The sequence below is a fragment of the Thermithiobacillus plumbiphilus genome (genome assembly GCF_038070005.1).
GTDB lineage: Bacteria > Pseudomonadota > Gammaproteobacteria > Acidithiobacillales > Thermithiobacillaceae > JBBPCO01.
This window is the reverse complement of record NZ_JBBPCO010000002.1, coordinates 223,787-244,171: the sequence shown is the minus strand read 5'-3', so window position 1 is coordinate 244,171 and position 20,385 is coordinate 223,787. Positions and strand designations below refer to the sequence as shown.

The 20,385-nt window shown below is 56.9% G+C and carries 18 protein-coding genes, 4 tRNA genes and 1 pseudogene; 9 read left to right on the top strand and 14 right to left on the bottom strand.

Annotated features, from left to right (window positions below; translation table 11 throughout):
• Positions 1 to 46: 46 nt before the first annotated feature.
• A complete protein-coding gene (gene speD / locus WOB96_RS03255) occupies positions 47 to 850 on the top strand; it encodes an adenosylmethionine decarboxylase (protein ID WP_341369837.1) in 804 nt (267 codons plus the stop codon).
• Positions 851 to 868: 18 nt separating this feature from the next.
• On the opposite strand, the gene WOB96_RS03250 is transcribed toward speD, so the two are convergent.
• Positions 869 to 1,525, bottom strand: a complete 657-nt coding sequence (locus tag WOB96_RS03250) for a DUF599 domain-containing protein (RefSeq protein ID WP_341369836.1) — start codon at positions 1,523 to 1,525, stop codon at positions 869 to 871.
• Positions 1,526 to 1,717: 192 nt separating this feature from the next.
• On the opposite strand from WOB96_RS03250, the gene WOB96_RS03245 reads away from it, so the two are divergent.
• The 5 genes from WOB96_RS03245 (at position 1,718) to WOB96_RS03225 (ending at position 2,540) form a co-directional block, all read left to right on the top strand.
• Positions 1,718 to 2,056, top strand: coding sequence for a YtxH domain-containing protein (locus tag WOB96_RS03245; protein WP_341369835.1), 339 nt, complete (start codon positions 1,718 to 1,720; stop codon positions 2,054 to 2,056).
• Positions 2,057 to 2,109: 53 nt separating this feature from the next.
• Positions 2,110 to 2,186 (top strand) — tRNA-Pro (locus WOB96_RS03240).
• A 61-nt stretch (positions 2,187 to 2,247) separates the two neighbouring features.
• Positions 2,248 to 2,324 (top strand) — tRNA-Arg (locus tag WOB96_RS03235).
• 25 nt (positions 2,325 to 2,349) lie between these two features.
• Positions 2,350 to 2,425 (top strand) — tRNA-His (locus WOB96_RS03230).
• 39 nt (positions 2,426 to 2,464) lie between these two features.
• A tRNA-Lys gene (locus WOB96_RS03225) sits at positions 2,465 to 2,540 on the top strand.
• A 301-nt stretch (positions 2,541 to 2,841) separates the two neighbouring features.
• Here the strand turns inward: WOB96_RS03225 and WOB96_RS03220 are convergent.
• The 4 genes from WOB96_RS03220 to WOB96_RS03205 are packed head-to-tail and all read right to left on the bottom strand — an operon-like array spanning position 2,842 to position 6,391.
• On the bottom strand, positions 2,842 to 3,450 hold the full coding sequence (locus WOB96_RS03220; protein ID WP_341369834.1) for a hypothetical protein: 609 nt from the start codon (positions 3,448 to 3,450) through the stop codon (positions 2,842 to 2,844).
• Positions 3,447 to 4,991 (bottom strand): YfjI family protein, encoded by a 1,545-nt coding sequence (locus tag WOB96_RS03215; protein WP_341369833.1) that lies wholly within the window; start codon positions 4,989 to 4,991, stop codon positions 3,447 to 3,449. Before WOB96_RS03215 ends, WOB96_RS03220 begins: the two co-directional genes overlap by 4 nt.
• Complete coding sequence (locus WOB96_RS03210) at positions 4,988 to 6,097, bottom strand: DUF7146 domain-containing protein (RefSeq protein ID WP_341369832.1); 1,110 nt, start codon at positions 6,095 to 6,097, stop codon at positions 4,988 to 4,990. The genes WOB96_RS03215 and WOB96_RS03210 overlap by 4 nt, the downstream gene beginning before the upstream one ends.
• Before the next feature lie 3 nt (positions 6,098 to 6,100).
• Positions 6,101 to 6,391, bottom strand: a complete 291-nt coding sequence (locus WOB96_RS03205; RefSeq protein WP_341369831.1) for a helix-turn-helix domain-containing protein — start codon at positions 6,389 to 6,391, stop codon at positions 6,101 to 6,103.
• 184 nt (positions 6,392 to 6,575) lie between these two features.
• On the opposite strand from WOB96_RS03205, the gene WOB96_RS03200 reads away from it, so the two are divergent.
• Together WOB96_RS03200 and WOB96_RS03195 are read left to right on the top strand one after the other, a co-directional pair.
• Positions 6,576 to 7,148 carry a LexA family protein gene (locus WOB96_RS03200; RefSeq protein WP_341369830.1) on the top strand — a complete coding sequence of 191 codons (573 nt, stop codon included), beginning with the start codon at positions 6,576 to 6,578 and terminating at the stop codon, positions 7,146 to 7,148.
• A complete protein-coding gene (locus WOB96_RS03195) occupies positions 7,145 to 8,401 on the top strand; it encodes a Y-family DNA polymerase (protein ID WP_341369829.1) in 1,257 nt (418 codons plus the stop codon). The genes WOB96_RS03200 and WOB96_RS03195 overlap by 4 nt, the downstream gene beginning before the upstream one ends.
• 135 nt (positions 8,402 to 8,536) lie before the next feature.
• On the opposite strand, the gene WOB96_RS03190 is transcribed toward WOB96_RS03195, so the two are convergent.
• Positions 8,537 to 11,422, bottom strand: a complete 2,886-nt coding sequence (locus WOB96_RS03190; RefSeq protein WP_341369828.1) for a DEAD/DEAH box helicase — start codon at positions 11,420 to 11,422, stop codon at positions 8,537 to 8,539.
• A 187-nt stretch (positions 11,423 to 11,609) separates the two neighbouring features.
• Here WOB96_RS03190 and WOB96_RS03185 point away from each other — a divergent pair.
• Positions 11,610 to 11,723 (top strand): annotated as a pseudogene (locus WOB96_RS03185) (transposase); the annotation flags it as partial.
• Between the two features lie 45 nt (positions 11,724 to 11,768).
• Here the strand turns inward: WOB96_RS03185 and WOB96_RS03180 are convergent.
• The 8 genes from WOB96_RS03180 to WOB96_RS03145 form a co-directional block, all read right to left on the bottom strand.
• Entirely contained in the window at positions 11,769 to 12,716 is a 948-nt protein-coding gene (locus WOB96_RS03180) for an ADP-ribosylglycohydrolase family protein (RefSeq protein ID WP_341369827.1), read from the bottom strand.
• Positions 12,717 to 12,805: 89 nt separating this feature from the next.
• Positions 12,806 to 13,012 (bottom strand): hypothetical protein, encoded by a 207-nt coding sequence (locus WOB96_RS03175; RefSeq protein ID WP_341369826.1) that lies wholly within the window; start codon positions 13,010 to 13,012, stop codon positions 12,806 to 12,808.
• Between the two features lie 79 nt (positions 13,013 to 13,091).
• On the bottom strand, positions 13,092 to 13,499 hold the full coding sequence (locus WOB96_RS03170; protein WP_341369825.1) for a hypothetical protein: 408 nt from the start codon (positions 13,497 to 13,499) through the stop codon (positions 13,092 to 13,094).
• A 61-nt stretch (positions 13,500 to 13,560) separates the two neighbouring features.
• Positions 13,561 to 15,585, bottom strand: coding sequence for a dynamin family protein (locus tag WOB96_RS03165; protein WP_341369824.1), 2,025 nt, complete (start codon positions 15,583 to 15,585; stop codon positions 13,561 to 13,563).
• Positions 15,586 to 15,602: 17 nt separating this feature from the next.
• Positions 15,603 to 17,249: a dynamin family protein gene (locus WOB96_RS03160; RefSeq protein WP_341369823.1), complete on the bottom strand. Its 1,647-nt coding sequence runs from the start codon at positions 17,247 to 17,249 to the stop codon at positions 15,603 to 15,605.
• A gap of 16 nt (positions 17,250 to 17,265) precedes the next feature.
• Positions 17,266 to 19,005, bottom strand: a complete 1,740-nt coding sequence (locus tag WOB96_RS03155) for a dynamin family protein (protein ID WP_341369822.1) — start codon at positions 19,003 to 19,005, stop codon at positions 17,266 to 17,268.
• 11 nt (positions 19,006 to 19,016) lie between these two features.
• On the bottom strand, positions 19,017 to 19,634 hold the full coding sequence (locus tag WOB96_RS03150; RefSeq protein ID WP_341369821.1) for a hypothetical protein: 618 nt from the start codon (positions 19,632 to 19,634) through the stop codon (positions 19,017 to 19,019).
• Between the two features lie 81 nt (positions 19,635 to 19,715).
• Positions 19,716 to 20,321 carry a helix-turn-helix domain-containing protein gene (locus WOB96_RS03145; RefSeq protein ID WP_341369820.1) on the bottom strand — a complete coding sequence of 202 codons (606 nt, stop codon included), beginning with the start codon at positions 20,319 to 20,321 and terminating at the stop codon, positions 19,716 to 19,718.
• Positions 20,322 to 20,385 lie beyond the last annotated feature (64 nt).

The window sequence follows — 20,385 nt, the reverse complement described above, 5'->3', positions numbered from 1 at the left end:
ATTCTGGTAAACTTGGCAAACAGAAGCCCCGACATCAGGACGGTTCATGATCAAACCTCTCAAAAAGCTCAAGCTGCAGGGTTTCAACAACCTGACCAAGAGCCTCAGTTTCAACATCTATGACATTGCCTATGCCCGCACCCGGGCGGAACGGCAGGAATACATCAGCTACATCGATGAAGAATACAATGCCGCGCGCCTGACCCAGATACTCACGGATGTATCCGATATCATCGGCGCCAACATTCTCAACATCGCCAGTCAGGATTATGAGCCCCAGGGCGCCAGCGTCACCATGCTGATCTCCGAGGAGCCGATCCTGAGCGAAGAACCCAGCAATCTGCCGCAACCAGGGCCCCTGCCCGAGACCCTGCTGGCCCATCTCGACAAGAGCCACATTACCGTGCACACCTATCCGGAAAGCCACCCGGACAATGGCATCAGCACCTTCCGGGCGGATATCGACGTCTCCACCTGCGGCAAGATTTCCCCGCTGCGGGCGCTGAATTTCCTGATTCACAGCTTTGACTCGGATATCGTCACGATCGATTATCGGGTGCGGGGCTTCACCCGCGACGTCAAAGGCAGAAAGCACTATATCGATCACAAGATCAGTTCGATCCAGAACTTCATTGCCCGCGACACCCAGGACCGATATCAGGCGATCGATGTGAACATGATCCAGGAAAACATCTTTCACACCCGTTTGCTGCTGAAAGACTTCGATCTGCAAAATTATCTGTTTGGCACGCGCGGAGAGGATTTCTCACCGGAAGAGCAGGAAAGCATCAAGGAACGCCTGCGGCGGGAGATGCTGGAGATCTACTACGGCAAGAACCTCAATGACTGAGTTCTTGCCGGCGCAAGCTCAGTCCATCGCCGGCTGGTGATCCAGACGATAGAGCACGGCAATGAGGATGAAGGTCGACGCCAGCATCCACTGAGGTCCGAACAGCCAGAGCACCAATGGCACGGAAAAGTAATAGGTACGCATGCCGAGGCTGTTGTAGTCACTGGCCCGGTTCAGGTGGTGGGCTACGATCTCGGGCGTGACGCCATGGCGTTCCGGCGCGTTGGGCGGCACGTTGATCAAGTAGCCAACGTGATTGTACCCGCGCACCGCCAGTGAATAACTGAAAAAAGCGATAAAGAAGTTGACGATCAGCACCAGGAGCTTGAAAATCCACATGCCAGGCTCCCGGGATCCCCAGCTGTTGAGCACATGCAGGGTAGGCCCGATCTTGTCGGCATTGGCCAGCATGTTCAGAATGCCCATGATCAGCAGTACCGCCGTGGAGGCCATCAGGGTGGCGGCCATGGTGGAATTGCGCAGGGTCTGGATCGCAAGGATATCCCGCCCCTCCTGCATGATCCTTTCCACCCAGGCGGTTCGTGCCAGACTATTTGTGCCCATCACCGTACTGGTCGGGCGCTGACGGACACGGTTCATCAGCCAGGTCCGGTAGGCAAACATTATGGCGGTGGAAACAATGAAGCTCAGTATATCAAAGACATAAGGCCACATGTTTCTTGAAGCAATGGAATGCCAGCTGAGCATCGGTCTACTCTATGTTTTAGTTTTCTGGAAATTGTGGTATTCAGAAGCTAGGACCTTGGCCCCTGTCACTGGACGGCCTGGCTGTATTTAATGAATTTCAACAAATCATCGAGATTTATGCAATCCACCAAGAGGCCAAGGCCTTATCAGGAGGTTATCATGGCACATGAAGACCATCAAAGTTCCGGCATGTATCTCATTCTCGGCGCGTTGCTTGGGGCCGCCATTTCCCTGCTGTTCGCTCCGCAGTCCGGCCGCGAAGTCCGGTCTGGCATTCGTGATCGGGCGCAGCGCACCATGGATCGGGTCCGCAGCACGCCAGAAACCCTGAATGCACGTATCAGTGAGTTGCTCGACAACATCGGGGACCGCACCCAGGAGCTCGTTGAGCGCGCGGGCCTGCTGACCCAGGAAGAGAAGGAGTCCCTGCATTCGGCAATCGAAGCGGACCGCTCGGAACTCGAAAGATTGCGCAAACGCATTTCACATATGCACTGATCGCGGAAAGATTGACCTTTCAAAGACACGTCTCTATAATCGTGAGCCTTGCGCGGGGTGTAGCGCAGCCTGGTAGCGCACCTGCTTTGGGAGCAGGGTGTCGGAGGTTCGAATCCTCTCACCCCGACCAACCTGCCCCCTTGGGAAGGCTGGAGGAAATCCCCGGATTGAGGTATGCTGTGGCACGTTTTGCGCCCGTAGCTCAATCGGATAGAGCAACGGCCTTCTAAGCCGTAGGTTGCAGGTTCGATTCCTGCCGGGCGCGCCATACCCGCAGGGAAGCTTTTTCAATGGTGGCTGTAGCTCAGTCGGTAGAGCCCCGGATTGTGATTCCGGTGGTCGTGGGTTCGAGCCCCATCAGCCACCCCAGATTTTGATTGCAGCATTATTGCTTCAATCCTGCTACCCGGGCCGGTAGCTCAATTGGTAGAGCAGCGGACTCTTAATCCGTTGGTCGTGAGTTCGAGTCTCACCCGGCCCACCATAAAATCAAAGGCTTAGCCGATAACCCGGCTGAGCCTTTTTCTTTGGTCATACGCTGGTCATACGCTGGAGAGATCCCTAGGCATGATTTGCCCATACGAAAGCGGCAAGTTTCAGTACGGGGCAACGGCCTCTCCGGCTCCATCCCCCACCTGATTAATTAATTTCATGGAGGTAAGAATCTGGTGAGGCACAGTCCGTCCCGGAGTCTTATTTTTCCTTTACAGGCACCGTCCGCACGCGCGTTACAGAAAAAACAGCCTACGTCAGCAGGCGCATCATCCAGAACCAGCAGATCGCCTTCATGTTGCCGCCCAGGTAGAACAGATGCGCCGTGCATGTGGATACAGGGCCGCTTGAACCGGGTGGCCTGCCGGGTAACGCTCTGATGGTGGCGTGGTGCGTTGATCCTCGCCCGTGGCACAGGTGCCGATGCCGCCCCGCTCGCCGGCTTGGTAGTGCTGGCAGGTGGCGCAGGTGACGTACTCGGTCGCCGGTGGCGGGGTCGATGCCTCAGCCTCGCTGACCGGGTGCATGGTCGATGCCGGGAACGTCCGCTTGAGCGCCAGCCAATCCCGCGCCGCCTGCCTGTTGCCCGGTGGGATCAGTCGCAGTTCCTCGGTGGTGAAGAGCGGATAGGCCGCCCAGGCCTCGGGGATCGTCGCCTGTGTACTCGCCCAGACCATGAAGCCATCCGCCACCTTCACCAGCAGCGCCAGGCCGCTGGATTCGATGGCAGACAGACGCATGGCTGCCGCGTCTTCGGGTGTCGTTACAGGTACGGGTGTGGGTGCCGGGTCCGTGCTATTCCCGCTATTTTCGCTATTCGCGTGCTCAGGAATAGCCAGAATTGCCGGAATAGCGGCAGGGGTACTGTCCTGGTACGGATTGAATCGCGGGAACAGGCTCATGGCCGGACCTCCCAGGCGTGCTTGTAGGACTTGCCATTGATGATGCACCTATTGGGCAGGGTCCGCGCTAGGCCGTGGTCAGCCAACAGATTCAGGATGCGAAGAGCGGTTTGCTTGTCGCGAATGGCATTGGGGCCGGACTGATACAGCTCTGTTGCCCCGAAGCGTCCGCCTCGCGCCCGTCCCCAGGCCAGCACCTTTTCCGCCAACACGATATCCGGATCATCTGCCCGTCCCTGATGCAGCCGCAGGGCCTCATTGACGTAGAACTGGATCAGCTCGATACCCGCTTCCAGGGCGGGCTTGTTGATCACGCCGGTTTCCAGGTTTTCGGTCAGGGCCAGAATGCCCGCCAGCCGGGCCGCCTGCTCCGCCGCCTTGGCTGCATGGGCCTTGATCGGCTCCAGGGCCGCGCCGGGTGCGCTCAGTCGCTCCATGTGGTCATGGAAGAGAACCCACAACGACATGGCATCAGACGACAGGACAATTTCGCGTTGCTTCAGGCCACGGCGCAGGTCTTGGGGATCTTCCCAGGGTAGCGGCGCCTCCAAAACGCGCATCATATGCGCGAAGTAGCGCAGCATCACGGGATCCTGGTTCAGATCGATGGCGCGATATAGCCGGGTGCCGATGGTGGAAGCTGGATAGGCTGCCAGGATACGGGCATTGAATCCCTGCCCCCCCAGGATGGCATTTCCAAACAGCAGATCCAGCAGGATTGGTTGGAACATCAGATGCAGCGACACGCGCCGGCCATACAGCAGAAGATTCCCGTCGCCGCTTCGGGTGCGCCGTATCGGATTGCCCTGCCACAGATCAGAAAGTCCGGTTGCGGTCTTGACGAGGTTCTCCTTGTTCATGCCGTGCCCGCCCAGGAATTGGCCGCCTTCATCGGAAAAAATCCCCATTGATGGCCAGCCATCCGCCAGCGACTTCACCAGTCCTTCATAAGTCGGCTCTTGGGCAATCATCATCGGATCAATCGGCGCCAGGGGCTCCGGACCGATGGCCTTAAGTGCTTGGGCCTTGGCCTCGCGAGTCTTGTTCTTGCTGGCTGACAAGGCTTCCTCACGGGCCTTTTTCCAGGCCGCATGTTCTGCCTCGAAATCCGCGTGTGCCGGTCCAAGTTCGTCTTTCAGGTCCTTCTCGCGCTTTCGGTGTGGCGCCAGCGCCGTATTATCGCACGCGGTCTTGCGCTCGCCGGACTCGGCAATGGTGCCCAGGAACAGGGAAAGGGGAAATCGTCGGCCATCGATACTTACATTGGCGTGCCCCTGAACCGCCAGCACGGCGCCGCCCAGGATCGACTGGCCAATCATGGCTTGCGGGGCCTGGATGCTCTCATGCATTCGCGTGGCCGCGCCCTTGAGCACGCCGGGCAGCACGTCCAGGGGATAGCGGTCGCCCTCGGGCATTACTCGGCGCAATGGCAGGGCCTCCGGCCAGTCGATATCATCGGTCGGTTCCACCCCGCCGAGCATCTCGGCTACTTCCTCGGGGCTGGCCAGTTCAGTATAAATCTGTTCGCTCAGGCTGCTCATGCCCCGCCCTCCATCATCAGCACATCCAGCCAATCGCAGGTCTTCGGGACATAGCCATTTAGGCCCGCCATGCGCGCCAGGTGGACCTTGGATGGCATTATAATCTGCGTGCTTCGCCCCTCTGCCTGTAACCGCTCCCGGAGGCTTCGCGCGGCTTGCTCGCCCGCAGCACTCCGGTCCAGGTCGGTGCCGATGATGATCTCGCACGCTTGGGGTGGCAGGATCACGGATGCCAGTCCCTGTGCCGACACGCAGGCCCAGGCCGGCCAGCCGGTGAGGACATGCAGTGCCAGCGTGGTTTCGATGCCCTCGGCCAGGATCAATTTATTCTCCTGGATCGGAAACAAGCGAATCGCCGCGCCCCTAGTGGCGCCCTCGCTAACTGCAGGCATTAGCTTCTTGGGCTCGGGGACATTGGCCTTGGCGCCGTCGGCGGTCAGATAGGTACGGTGAATGCTCACCAGTCGCCCGTCAGTTCCCTGTACCGCTGCCAGCATGGCCTGATGAACCGTCTTGCGGCTATCTTCATGGTGATAGCTCAGAACAGGCGCATAGCGCAGTATTCGGGGGAAGGCGGCGAGCCGAAGACCACGTGCCTGCAGGTAACAGGCTACCGGGTCGCCGGCCTTGATGGGCCGGGCCTCCTGCATCATCCGCTGGTAGCGCCCGCGCCTGCTCTCCTGGGATTCGGCAGGCTTAGGCTTGGTCTCCATGCGCGGTTCCGGTGTTCGTGCTACCGGGGTGCCGCTCAGGTCCTTCATGGCATCGGCAAAACGCATCCCATAACGCTGCATATGGAAGGCAATTAGGTCCCCGCCCTTGGCGCCGCAGGCAAAGCAGTGATAAGCGCCGCTGCCCAGGTGAACCCGGAAGCTGCCGGCTCTCCGGTCGGCATGAAATGGACAGAGCCCCCCATCATTCCAGTCGGCGCCGCGCCAGCGCAAAACCGGGGCATCCATAAGTTCGCCCGTGTAGTAGATGCGGGGGTCCATCTGGTGTTTGATGGTGGCTGCATCAATGCGGGAACTGCTATGATTGGAGCCTGAATAGAGCTTTGTCAGGGCTGTCGGGTTGTAGGATCCGGTGGCCTTTTCTTTTATTTGCATGGCTCAGCCCTCCATTGTCACACCGTGGGTCCGCCGCTCAATAAAATCCAGCAGGTCGGAAACTCGGTACTTCACCCGCCGACCGATTTTCACGTAAGGCAGGTTATAGCGCTTGGTGCTACGCCAGATGCTCAGGGTTTGTGGGGAGTTATCCAGGACCTTGGCAGCTTGTTCGGCGTCGAGTAGAGCTGGGAGCTTGTCGGGATCCAAGCCCAGACTGAAAGCAATGTCTCGACGCAGTTCAGAACGTGCGCGGCTAATGTCGGTAGTCTGGGTTACTTTGGGGATTGGCATGACAGCCTCCATGTTGGTTGGGGAACATGGGGCCAGCATGGAGATCCCGCGAGCAAGGGTGTGGCAAGTGCCAAAAAGAAATGGCAATTGCCAAACCTCGCACCTTAAATGGCATCCCTCCCCTTGCCACGCGCTTGTGCTTTTGATTACTGTACTCAAATCACAAGCACAATGCGGAGGGGATATGGGCACACGGGGCGGGGTACGCAGCGGGGCCGGGCGGCCGGCGGGCACTGGACGGTATGGCGAGCCGACGCAGGCGGTGCGGGTGCCGCAATCCCTGCTGCCGGTGGTGACGGGCCTGCTGGCTGGCCGGCGCGGGGATGCACTGCCTGCCGGTGCCTGGCAGGCGCAGGTGGGGGTACCCTGTCCCCTGCCCCGCTATGGCCATCGGGTGCGGGCGGGCTTTCCCTCACCGGCCGATGATCATCTGGATAGATCGCTGGATCTCAATGAACTGCTGATTGCCCACCCTGCCGCCACATTTCTGGTGACCGTGGAAGGCGAGTCGATGACGGGCTTAGGGATTCATCCGGGAGATCTGCTGGTGGTGGACCGGGCGATCACGCCGCAGTCTGGCCAGATCGTGGTGGCGGCAGTCAATGGCGAGCTGACAGTCAAGACCCTGGAGCTGCGCGGCAGTACGGCCAAGCTGGTGGCCGCCCATCCGGACTTCCCGCCGATTGCCATTTCAGCGGAGCTGGATCTGGTGATCTGGGGCGTGGTGACGGGGGTGGTGCGGACGCTCAAACCATGACCCGCGCGGCCTCTCTGGCACTGGTGGACTGCAACAACTTCTATGCTTCCTGCGAGCGGCTGTTCCGCCCGGACCTGCTGCATCGAGCGATCGTGGTGCTCTCGAACAATGATGGTTGCGTGGTGGCACGTTCTGCCGAGGCCAAGATGCTGGGCATTCCCATGGGGGTACCCCTGCATCAGGTGCAGCACCTGATCCGCCAGCATGGGGTGGTGCTGTTTTCCTCGAACTATGCCCTGTATGGCGACATCTCCCGGCGGGTGATGACAGTGCTGTCCACCCTGGCGCCCGATCTGGAGGTCTATTCCATCGATGAAGCATTCCTGGATCTCTCGGGTATCCGTGACATCGAGCCCCATGCCCACATGATCCGCGCTACGGTGCGCCAGTGGACCGGGATACCGGTGTCAATCGGGATCGCACCCACCAAGACCTTGAGCAAGGTCGCCAATCGCCTTGCCAAGAAAGACCCTGCTTTGAAGGGCGTGATGGATCTGCGGGATAGCAGGCTGCAGGAGCAGCTGCTCAGAGACTTTCCCGTGGGGGATGTCTGGGGCATTGGCCGGCGTCTAGCGGAGAAGCTGGACGTGCTGGGGATTGGCACGGCCTTGCAGTTGCGCGATGCGGATACCAGTCTGCTGCGGGCGCGCTTTGGGGTGGTGATGGAGCGGCTGGTGCGGGAACTGCGGGGAGAAAAGTGTCTGGATCTGGAGAGCCAGCCGGCACCTAAGCAGCAGATCATTGCCTCCCGGAGCTTTGGTCAGCCGGTGACGGGCCTGCATGAAGTCCAGGAAGCGGTGAGTCATCATGTGGCGCGGGCCGCCGCAAGGCTGCGCTCGCAATACAGCATTGCCCAGACACTGCAGATCCAGCTCTATCCCCTGCCCTTCGGGGCCTTAGCGCGGCAGGCGAGCATTCAGCTATCCCAGGCGACAGCAGATACCAGCGAGATGATCCGGGTAGCCAGACAAGTAGTGGCCGGGCTCTACCAGCCCGGACAGCGCTATCGGAAGGCCGGGGTGATGCTGCTGGATCTGGCGCCACCGGGCGTGAGACAGGCCAGTCTTTTCAGTGCGCCGGAGGACCCGAAGCGCCAGCAGCTCATGCACACGCTCGATGGCATCAATGCCCAGTTCGGGCGGGCGATGCTGCGCTTTGCGGCAGAGGGCATCGAGCAGCCCTGGGCCATGCGCGCCGGTAAGCGTTCCCCCCGTTACACCACCTGCTGGGGGGAACTGGCGCGGGTGCGATAGGGACGAGTAAGGCTGTTTCTATTCAGCAGTAGGTATATCTACCGTCAGATTTCACATAAGCCCCGGCGATATATTTGCCGAGGAAGCCTGCCTGGTTTCCAGATCACAGGCACTGCCTGGCGCAGTTGGGAGATATCAAACTTCCTCCTGAGTTTTCTTTTTCGTCCGCCAGCGACTGGAGGCCGCAGCCACGCGATCGGGATTTCGTTTTTGCCATTCACGGATCCAGGCAATCTCCTTTTCTTTATTCGCGGCCTTCCATGCCGCGCGCGCACGGGCGCGGCGTGCCTTGCGCTCTTCATCAGACAAACGTGGCCGGCCCCGGCCTGGCTTCGCTGCAGGCTCTGGATTGTGAGAGCAGCGATCCGTATCGATGCGTTCACCAACATCTACAACAGGTTTTTTGTCACCTGATGCCAGGGTATTTTCTTCACCTGATGATGCCGGAGATTCAAGCTGAATTATGTCACCTAATGTTGCATCACCTAATGTTGCCGAATTTCCTTCACCTGATGACTGTGAGGAAGTGGCAGGGCTATCGCCACATGGTTTTTTGCCCCCTAATGGAAACAGGGGAATAGGATCGTGCACGCCTGGGCCAGCATCCGTAGCTTGCCTTTCAGAGGGGGTTTTCCGCTTCCCTGCATGACTCCCGATATCTATCACATTGGCCTGATTCGATGGCTGATGTTCTGCGCTAGCAAACAAATTGACTTCTTCGTCCAGGACGGTCTCGATGAGATTCACCTTGCGATCCAACACCAGCTTGCGCACGAATCGATCCAGGAGGTCATTGGAGAGCAGATGGATGATGTGACAGGATTGCGCCCCCTGTCCCAGACGGTGTATGCGATCTATGGCCTGCAACATGATGGTGGGATTCCAGTCGAGTTCCAGGAACACGACCGTGTCCGCCCGATGCATGTTCAACCCTTCACCCGCGGCCTTCATGCCACAGACCAGAACATCCAGTTCGCCCGACTGAAAACGCACTGCAAGCGCGTGCCGCTCCTCAGGCGTTACCTTGCCGGTCAAGGCTGCGGCGCGCCAACGATGCTTACCCAGGGTTTCAGTCACATACGAGATCACCGGAAGGTGGTGCGCAAAGATCACCAACCGTCCCCGCTCTTCCAGGGTATTTAGTATCACCTCCATGGTCTGCTCGCCTAGCTTTGCCATGCCCAATGCCGCCCGCCACAACTCAAATTGGCTCATGACCTTGCCACTGGCCCATGCCGCCGCCAATACGCGCATTTGGGGATCCGTTTCCTGCGTAGCCCATTCCGGTACTCTGCTGCCCTCGCCTAACTCGAATATCTGGTCCATGGCCCTGGCTACCGGCTCATTATCGACCAGATGATTGGCTGGCACCTCGATGACCTGGTGGATCTTGGGCGGGAGTTCCGGCAACACCTCCTTTTTCGTGCGGCGCAGCAGCATTGGTTGCAACATGCCCTTGAGCTCTTCTATGGTGTATTTGCGTCGTCCCTCCTGCATACTGGAAGGATCAATGATTTCCAGCAGGCTCACCGGCTCGCGCGTATTGTTTTGAACCGGCGTGCCGGTCAACAGGATGACACCGTCCGCAGCCTTACTCAGCGATACGACGGCCTCATGGCGCTTGCTCTCGTGGTTTTTGGCCCGATGCGCTTCATCCAGGATGACGAGATCCGGTCCCCAGCTACGCAGTGCTTGCAGGTAATCTCCGCGCAGGCGGCTTTGGATTTTCCGCCACGCCGCCAGCCGCCTGGGCTCGAGATCAGGCTCGCCATGCAACGCGCTCTCGAGCTGAAATGTCTCCTGATCCGCCTCTACATCCAATCCGTGTTCAGACAGAAAACGAATGATTTCCCGCGCTTCATCCTTGGACGCGGCCTTCCACCGCTCCTGGCGGACGATGATCTGGTCATAGGAGACCAGAATCCAGCGGGTATCCTCATCGGGAAGGTCCGTCTTATCCTCGGCGATCAGGATGCGCGATTCCTCCTCGCTGCCACACCAGCGCAGCAATTCGGATCGCCAGTTGTGTCGCAGCACCGTAGGACAGACCACGATGATTCTCTGCGCATCCATTGCAGCAGCAGTGGCAATCGCCGATGCCGTTTTGCCCAGCCCCATCTCGTCACCGATCAGGGCGCGCCAGCGCCGGGATGCCAGAAACTCAACCGCGGCTTTCTGATAATCGCGCAATGAACCAATGCCTGCAACCGGATGATCCCAGCCGGGGATGCGTTGCGATTCCAGTACCGGGATCTCCCAGGCTGCGCTGGGATCGTCTCCCTGCCAGGCCAGCCCCCAGCTCTTCATCATCTCCAGTTTGCCAGCCCACTGACTCAGCAGGCAATTTTGTGCTCGAAATGTCCAGGCTTGCGCAGATCGGCGCCAGCTCGAGTGAACAGGAGCCGCAAAGCAGAGGCCATGGCCAGGATGCTGCGCCGACAGCTCCAGGCTGACGTTCCAGCCCTTGCGCACCACGGCAACAGGCGGCAAGCGGCGCCAGCCCGGATACCGCCTGCAATGCACCGAAAACCCTTTCTCCCGAAGCCGGTGCACGAATCCACGGGCGTCCTGCTTGCGACCCACCCAGACAAAGGATTCCTTGTCACCATCTTCGACCAGGAATTTCTGGCGCAACGCCAATTCCGCGATGTCACGCGCGCCCACCTGATCAGCAGGCACCCGCAACATCCACATTTTCCGGGTAACCGCCTGTAGTTCCACCAAGCTTGCCAGTTTCAGTGCCGGGGCTTCCTGGTCAGGCGCAAGGATCGACATGGTCGGAAACTCGCGGCCAATCCATGCCAGAATCTTGGCGCAGTCCGCAGGCTTGAATTCCCACCGCTCGCCATTCCATCGACCACTCCCCTTACGCGCACGATCCAGCAATTGCTGGAATTGCGGTATTTGTCTTGGCCACCAAAGGCTGTCGACCTGGCCCATGGCGTTTACCCACGTACGAACATAAGCAACCTGCGCCGATGCCAACCGATGAAATTCAACCGATTCATATTTAATGGCCATGGGAGCCCTCCGGACATGTTCACCTAATCCTAAAATAGTCACCTAATGCCTAGAGTCAACATCAGGTGGTCAATATCAGGTGATCGAAATTAGGTGAACGATACGTGGCCTTTACAGGGAGCCCGCAATGTGAATCGCCCAGGAAACGAACTGCTTCTCAGGAGTTGGACACAACAAAGGAGATGGCGTGAAGAAGCGATTTTCGGAGGAGCAGATCACGGGCGTGCTGCGGGATGCGTATGCCGGCATGGCGGCAGAAAACTTATGCCGCAAGCGCGGCTTCTCGGATGTGACGCTTCATAAGTAGCGCGATCTTAGATCACGGACAACGGCCTGCTGATAGCTTTTAGCCCTGAATCAGGCGATCTGCCAACTCCAAAGCATCCACCGGCCAGAAGCACTCGGGTCGTGGTCGGTGGACCCCGGGATGTCCGGCCTGGGGTCGGCAGCTCAGGACTCGATCAACCCATTGGGCGGTTATGGCATCCAGACCGTACACGGCACCCAGAAGTGCCCCGCAAATGGCTGCGTTGGTATCCGTGTCCCCGCCCCGCATTACCGTATCAACCACTCCTGCTTCAAGGCTCTTGGCATTGAGCAGTTGCCACAGGGCATTGCGAAACGCAATCAGCACCCAGCCCTGTTGCTGTACGTATTCAGCCGGTGGCGCATCGGCAGCGCCATGGATGGCATTCATCAGTGCGGGGTTGACAGCCAGGTCGACAGCCCACTGATTGATTTCCTGGTAGAGCTTCTCGGCCTGGCAGCCAGAGGCAATGGCGTGAGCAATCGCCATTGTATAGAGCATGTTGGCCTGCAGACACACCGGGTTTGGGTGGGTCAGCGCGGCATCCTGCCTGGCCCAGTCGCCCACTGTCTCCAGTGGATAGCTGGCCCCGAAGATGCCCAGGGGGCTGATCCGCATCATGGCTCCATTGGCCTGGCTGTCGGGATTCGGAAATCCCCCCAGACCAGCGGAAATGGTCATGCCGCAGTCAAAAGGATCGGAGCCGAGCCAGAATTGATAGGCATGAAGTGCGGCATCGGGATCATAGGTCCCACGCTCTGCCAGCATCCGGGCCAGCAGCAGTGCCATCTCCGAGTCATCCGTCGGCTGACCGGCAATGGTGTTCCAGGTGCCACCATCCACCAGTACCCGCACACCTTGGGGATAACTGCGGCGGATCTCCTCCGGGGACTGGAACTCAACCAGACTGCCGAGTGCGTCTCCGGCGAGTTGCCCAAGGAGGCAGCCTTGAGCTCGGGATCGTGGATTGGGGCTGCTAGTATTCATCTGAAAATTCCGGATTTATCGTTACGCCGATCACGGCAGAAACCAGCGCGATGAGAAGTCAATCTGACAGGCACCAGACCTATACTGGCTCACCGGCGAAGATGACGGCCCAGCAGAAACGCCAGAACGATGCCGCCCAGATAAAGCACAACCCGCCCATCCTCGTCCTGGCCAAGCCCCAGCAGCAGCATGACACAAAAGCCGCAAATGATTACCACGGCATGAAAGGCCAGGACACTAAAGCCTATAAAGGCTCCCATGACTGCCAACACTATCGCGCCAAGAAGAATGGCCATAGCAAACTCCCAAGCCGTGATCCGCTGATCTCTTGCCGCATGAAATGGGATTGATTGCCCCTCTCGTCAACAAAACCGATCATTCCTGATCTGATTTTGCCGTCTGAGACTTGCGCGCTTCCACGAGTTCCTCTTCATAAACTTTTTCAATCCAGCCGAATTGATATTTAGCCTCGTCCAGATTGCCAGATTCAAATGCCAGATTAAGGTCTTTCATCCGATCCTGTAGTCTGTTCCCCAATGCCTCTCTGGTAAGCTGATCGCGCTGATGCAATAATGCCATGATAAAGGCATCTAGTTCCGGGACAGATAGCGGATCATCAGGGGCAGCCCTTTCCAGGTACAAGCTACTGGCAATCTGTCCGAGCAAGCGCTTCAAGTCAGGACGGGGATCGGGAAGAGATACCTGCTCCTGCCGAAGGGAACCCTGGCTTTGATTTGCTTGAAGCTTAGCCGCTGAGCTTTTTCGCAGTTTGTCAAAAATCATGACTAGATCTCCACGGTTGGCAGGTTAGTTGCTCTACCTAGAAAACTCAGATTTTCTTCGGTCATGATCCACCCTTGTTCAAGGCCCAGGATTCCTGTATAGCTGCCAGATCGCCACGCCATCTCATGAGAACTTGCATGGCAGCATTGTTCCAAGTTTTAAGGGTTTCTAGGTCCGTGGCCTCGTTCTCCTTGGATTTGAGCGTAGATTGGATCTGGTCTTTATATTCTTCGACAATTCGCTTGAGCTCTCCAATGGCTGGCTCAATGTATTCACCTGTAATGTGATCTTCGTATTCGTCGAGGCTCTGATTAACACCTTCTATCAAGGACCTCTCCCAAGATGGAACAATTTGGCCGGCCTCATCTGTAAGATGAGATCTCATGGTTGATCCCCAGAACGCTTTCCAGCGCGAGGCGGGCTGGAGCTGCTTTACGGATGACTTCAGAGCTGCAGTATCGGCCGCTTCCATATAGCGCATGCGCCGCAGAAAGAAGTCGCTGAATTTCGTTGAGGCATGCGATCTAACAAGACCACCCATTTCCTCTAGGTGCTCCTTAAATAAGGAAGGAATTCTGTCCTGCAGGAAAGCGACACTGTCATCAAAGATGTTCTTCAGTTCTGGCAAGCAGCCACGCGCTCTCCATTCCATCTCCATGTTGAGTTTGCTGACATGCTCTTTCTGGTTAAAAAATCCTACTCTGCCGATGTAATCATCGCATTTGATTCGCATTACCTGCGCAGTATCTTCAACTTTCATTCTGCACTTATCAGTGGTTTTTTTGCGTTCAGACTGAATGACTGCTCTCAACTTCATCTGGAAGATATCATTCTTCGATACCAGTTCTACGCTAAGCTTCCTTAGATCCTCTAGCATCTGATCGAGTTCGGGTCTGGATCGATTGGCTTCCTGAAGGCCGAGAGTCAACAAACCAAGTTTATATTCAATTTTTTCATGTGCCTTGGCGAGCGTATTGCTGCCCGCATCTGCCAGACGGCGCAAATTGTCTTTTGTATCACGGCCAGAGACATAAGCCTTTAACTGTGACTGCAGTTGCGGTAGCCCACTTTCCTGCCAGCAAGCGGCTGGATCATCAAGGTCGATAGTATACTTGCTTGCCCAGCGGCGGCGATGGAACTCACGATCCTGCAATGTATCAGGCGTTTTTGCATACAGGCCCAGCAATCCGGCGCAAGGCAATACCGGTGCCTCCCGCAATGCCCGCAACACGGCATCCGTATTGACCTCTGCCAAACGATCTTCTTGCAAATATCGACTCATGTCCTGAAGGATGTTTTCCACATAGGCTCTCACGCGATCTCGATCCACAGGGGCAAGATCATCCACCTTGTTGATGACTATGATTATGCGATCCAGCGGCGTATCCAGCAGATGTTTACGAATGAAGTCGGAATCCTCCCGGCTGAATGGCTGTCCAGCATGGAGGATTAGCACCACTGCGCTCGCCTGATGCGCATATTCCGAGGTCAATGCCGATCTTTCGGCGACAGGATCAAACAAGCCCGGCGTATCGACAATGCGGACCCAGGGATCGAGGAAGTTTGGGAGTTGAATGCGGACTTCTTCCGTGTACGCCGTATATCCGCCATCAGCAGAGAGATAATCCTTTAGATGATCCAGTGAAACGTCCAACCGGCCCTGATTGCCGGACTGATCGTGCCGGCGTGCGCCGGGTACGGAACGGTAGTCAGAGACTTCCACCTGTGCGTTTTCTTTTTCACCATGTTCAATGAAGGTAAGCCTCGCTGTGCAGGCCACAGCATCTTCAGGGAGTACTGGCCGGTCGAGGAATAATGCGTTGAGTAGTGTGCTCTTCCCGACATTCATCTGTCCGAGTACCGCAATGTCAAATCGTTTGTCTTGGGCTTGCCGCACATAGTCCCGCAGATACTGCCCGCCTTTTCTCAGGTTCTTCAAGGCTTCTTCGGGCAACACAGCCTTGCCATCGAGCATATTTTCAGTCACGACGCCCTGTAGCCAATGCTCATAGGCTATGACACCATCCCTCAATTCTTCGAATTTTCGCTGATAGTCACCAGAAATTGGGGCTTCAGATGCATGCATTGCATTTCTCCAGGAAGTTATGAAGCTTGATTCAGGTCAGCCATAGCGAGAAATCGATCGCGGTGAGCAACCAATTGCATACCAAGCAATTCGATTTGAGTTAGTTTTGCCTCGAAAGGCTGCAGATGTGTGAGTAACCTTTCCTCCAGAGTGCTCGCCTGATCATTTTTCGGCGACGTGTACTCATGTGCTTCCATTCCGCGCATCATGAAAGTCTTTAGAGAAGTCACATAGTAAGTTGGGAGGAAAACACTCTCAATCGAAAATCCATAATCAAAGTTTATATATTCCGAATATTTAAAAAACATCGAGACTATCACTGCTCTAGAGTCAACCCCTTCCCGATATACATTGCTCATCTCCATCATAGAGTCGACCATTTGGACTTTTGCTTCACTTCCAAGCAAGGACAGTTGGCGACTCATACCGCGCCATTGTTCATTTACCAAGCGCTCTGAGTCTTCCTGATGTTGCGAGAACAGCTCATCCATCATAGGAATAAAGAAGTTCTCATAAATTTTTAATACATCGACATCATTGCTACTAAAGATGTTCTCTGCGGTTGCGTTGCTTACCGCCCTCGACAGCAGATAGCCTTTTTGAGCCTTTGATTCGCTAAGTTGCGCATATATATCTATGTTTTGCTGATACTGTTCAGCTAACATCATTCTGACAGCTTTCCTGGCCTCTTCCCGTCGGACACCCATCCTGGCCACTTCCGCGTTCCATGCCTCTATCCGTCCAATCATGTGCGCGATCATAGCCGAATAAAGTTTCTGCAGTTCGGCATTTCCGCCACCGCTGTCGCGGTTATGCAGACATTCCAGCAGGACGTCTGACTCCCAATCGAATGTCAGGTCGGCATTTCCATCCAGGTTGTTTATCTCAGTTGGACTCTGATCCCGATACTGGCGAAGTTCCGCAGAAAACAGGATTACCTTATCGAAAAGCCCGCTGTCTCGAATCTTCTTCAAGATGGTGGCGCGATTGCGCGGCGAGACGAGATCAGCTTGATTGATCAGCCCGCAACAGTATTTGCCTGCCCGGCGCAATTCGCGAAGGTGTCCAATTTCCCAGTCCTGCACGCCACCCTTGCTGGCGCTCATGACCCATACCACGGCGCTCGCATCCGGGTCATTGAGTGCCGCTGCTGTTCTCTGTGCATCGCTGGTGTCAGTAGAAGCCCCTCCAATGCTGTTGATGCCGGGCGTGTCGAGGAGATCTACATGCTTCAGTAGCGGGATGGGTGCACTGACCAATGCCGAAACGACCTTCTTACTGTCATATGCGTCATTGCCGCTTGCCGAGTTGTGCTGCAACTGAGCAAACATCTCTGCGTTGAAGCGTTGCTTGTTACCTTTATCGTCGATGAATTCGTATGAGATTTCCTGCCCATACTGGAATCTGGTGGGGCGTGCCGTTGTGGGCTCAATGGCGGTGGGCGCCAGGTCCAAGCCGAGGATGGCGTTGATCACCCGGCTCTTTCCTACGCTGAAACCGCCAGCCAGCACGAGCGTGGGTTTCTTCGAGGTCGATCCTAGCAAGCCTACGGCCCGCCTCAAAAGTTCACGCGCTTCCTTGTTCTCCTGAGAATTAGGTTCATGCGCGGCGAGTATTTCTAATGCCGCGCTCCATTTGAGGATCAGGTTTTCGGCTGTCAGCATTGAGGCCCCCGATGTATCATTGCCAAGCCGGCTTGTGGACCGCATCCAGCCTTGAAAGCTGACCAATCAACTGCTCCAGCCGACGTTGTTCGCTAGCTACATTTCGCTCCCCCGCCTGCTGGCTCTCCCGGGCCTTTTCAAGGGACGCGCGGGTGTCGTTGATCTGGGCATCGACCTGGCCCAACGACTGCTTGGCCATTTCAGCCAGTAGCGGTTCAAGCTGATTGCGAAACTGCTGCAGGATTTCCACATCCTTATCGGTAATGCTTGAACTTATCTGTTTCCCAAGCATCTCGACGGAGGTGGCGTTGATAACCCGAGCGAGCACATTAGTGATTGCTTCTGCAGTTTTACCAAAGACCTTTTGGCCAAGCACCCGGGCGATCAGCGCAGCAACGGCTCCTCCCGGAAGGAGCAAATCAAGCACACCAAAAACGAGAACCTGTGAAACGATGTCCAGCAGATGATCGCGCCAGCCATTGCCCGCGACTTCGATTCTGACCTGCTGCAAGCTGGGAAGCTCCAGCGTCATGCGCTTGACCTCCCCTTGGATCTCCTTTTGAACCCGCTCCAGTTCAGGTCTGAGCCAATCTTCTACCAGTTGACTCATTTGCTCAGCCAGATCATTGCGAATCTCCGCCGCAAGTTGTTGAGCAGAACTTTTCTTCTGGCCCTGGGCTCTGTTACGCACTTCTGTCGCGGCGTGGTTAGCGACAAGTTGCAAGCGCTCTCGTACCTGGATGCCCAGGTCTTCCAGCAATTTCTGCTGGAGTTGATGTACATGTCGCTCCAGGATATGTCGCTGATCTCGCAGTTGCCGCTGCGCCTCATGAAAGTTCTCAATCTCTCGTCGCAACTCCGCATCATCAAAGCCTAGGCCCTGTCGCTGAATTTCCAGCTGATGCTGGCTTTCGAGCAGAATGTCATGCCAGGTTCGCCAGGCGCGGCGCTGCCTAAGCGCATCCGCCTGATCCAGATGATGGGTCTTGAGCGCCTGCCATAATGCCCCTAATTGCGGATCCTGCTCCTGCACGTTCTGGGCTGACCTGGTGTTATGGCTATCAATGGGCAGTATGACAGGGTTCGATATGTCAATTTCTTGCAGATGTGTCTGCACGGCATCCTGAATCTTGCTCAACTGAGACTCTGGCACCTGATCTATATGGGTAAGCACGAAGAGCATGTGCTGACGGGTACTGGAAAGAGTCCCGCGCTGCAGATACTCCAGATCGCCCTGGCTGAGACCACCCTGGGTAGCTCGCAACACATACAAGGCAGCATCCACTTGGGGAAGATAGCCATAGGCCACTTTGGCGTGATCTTCGTTGAGGGCGTCCACACCGGGCGTATCCGCCAGACATACCCGTGCTGGTAAGGGAATGCCGGGCAACGTCGCGCGAAGCACAGTCAGATCGCCCTGGCCCTGAAATTTTCCAGTGGCGTAGTGTTGGAACTGCCTGCGATCGATGGCAGTTACCTGACCAGCTTGCTCGGATAGGTAGCCTTCAGGCTCGCCAGCCTCGATCTCACACACCACTGCCGTTGCAGGCAGCGCATCAGCGGGCAACAATTCCTGTCCAATCAGGGCATTGATCAAGGTTGACTTGCCCGCCTTGAAGCGACCCAGCACCGCAATGCGAAGCCGACCCTCGCGCATCGCCTGCTCCAGAATATCCTGCTTTTCCTTGCGCCACTCAGCGGGGAACTCTGTCAGTAACAGGTCCAGCTCTTGCCATGCGCTACTTAAGGTGGCCATGAAAGCTCCCTTTATACTTTCAAAAGATCAACTTCAGCTGCATCTGCATCTGCAGCCCGCACCTTTGCCTGCACCAGGAACCTGCCCGGTTCGCAGTTGATCCGGTTTATGACCAAGCCATTCACCATCTTGAGCAGGGCTGTTTGCTCGCGCACGTAGTTGCTGATGGGCGTCTGCGCCAGATCGATCGTGTACAGATCACCCGAGACGCTGATACCGGGCTGGTTTTTCAGGAGATAGGCCGCCGGATCGATCCGCAGCACCACCGCGAACAGTGCCTGGACGACGGCCAGCACTATCCGGTCATGCAGCCTTTCACCTGCGGTACTGGTCTTGCCGGTCTGGCGCAAGGTCAGGATCTGGCGCTCACTACTGATCTCGCAGGATTCCACCACGAAGGTACTGCAGCTTTGCAGGGCAACCACCCCTTTGCGCACGGTGGCATATACCTCAAAGCTGCCTTCGAGCACCTTGACCTGCACGCCTTTGATCTCCGGGATCTGGGTCAGATACACTTCCAGGGCCAGGTTCACGGCTGATTCCGGCACCGGCCAGGAGCGGTTTTCGACATAGTTGCCCACGGCTTGTTTGAGCTTGCTTTTGATATTACCGAACATGGAATCCAACATCCTGCACCTCCTGTGATGGCCCCTGCGGGTGCAGGTACCGGAATCTGAGTACGGGTGGATCGTCCGGCGCGGGCCGGCGGTTTAGCGGTCCTGCTTACGTGACATGAAGCGGCCCAGAGCGGCACCGAGGATGGTGCCGGCACCCGGCAGGAGGGTGGTGCCGATGGCAGCCCCCACCAGGGTACCTTTTCCAAGGCTGGCCATGGACAGTACCGATTTGCTGTTCAAAGCCATGTCCACGGCTTCTTCGCGGTGCTTGGCCAAGCCGGACTTCAACAGCCGCTGCATCTTCTCCAAATGCCCTACATCCTGAGTCTGATCTGCAGAGCTATCCTGCACTTTGCCGATGGCTTTGATGAGGGCATCGAGATCCGCCTCACTGAGCAGCAGCAGAATGGGGCTGATGTTCAGGGCTGTGGCAATGTCCACCAGGGTGGAGAGCTTGGGATCGCCCCGACCCTGCTCAAGCTGATTGATCGTGGCGCGAGATACGCCCACAGCCCTGGCGAACTCCTCCTGCGTGCATTCGCCCACCAGGGTGCGCACCAGCTCCAGATTGCGGGCAATGGCGGCCTTGACCGTCTCGCGTTGTGCCTCAAAGAACTCCTGCGTCTCCGGCGAGGCATGTTGCGCCAGCAGGGAGAAAGCGGGGGTAGTGGACGTCTGTTCAGGTGTTTTCTTTGTCATGGAATGAGCATAGTAGCGGCAATCATCATTGTCAGGTACATCTTACATTGATAATTGAATGTTC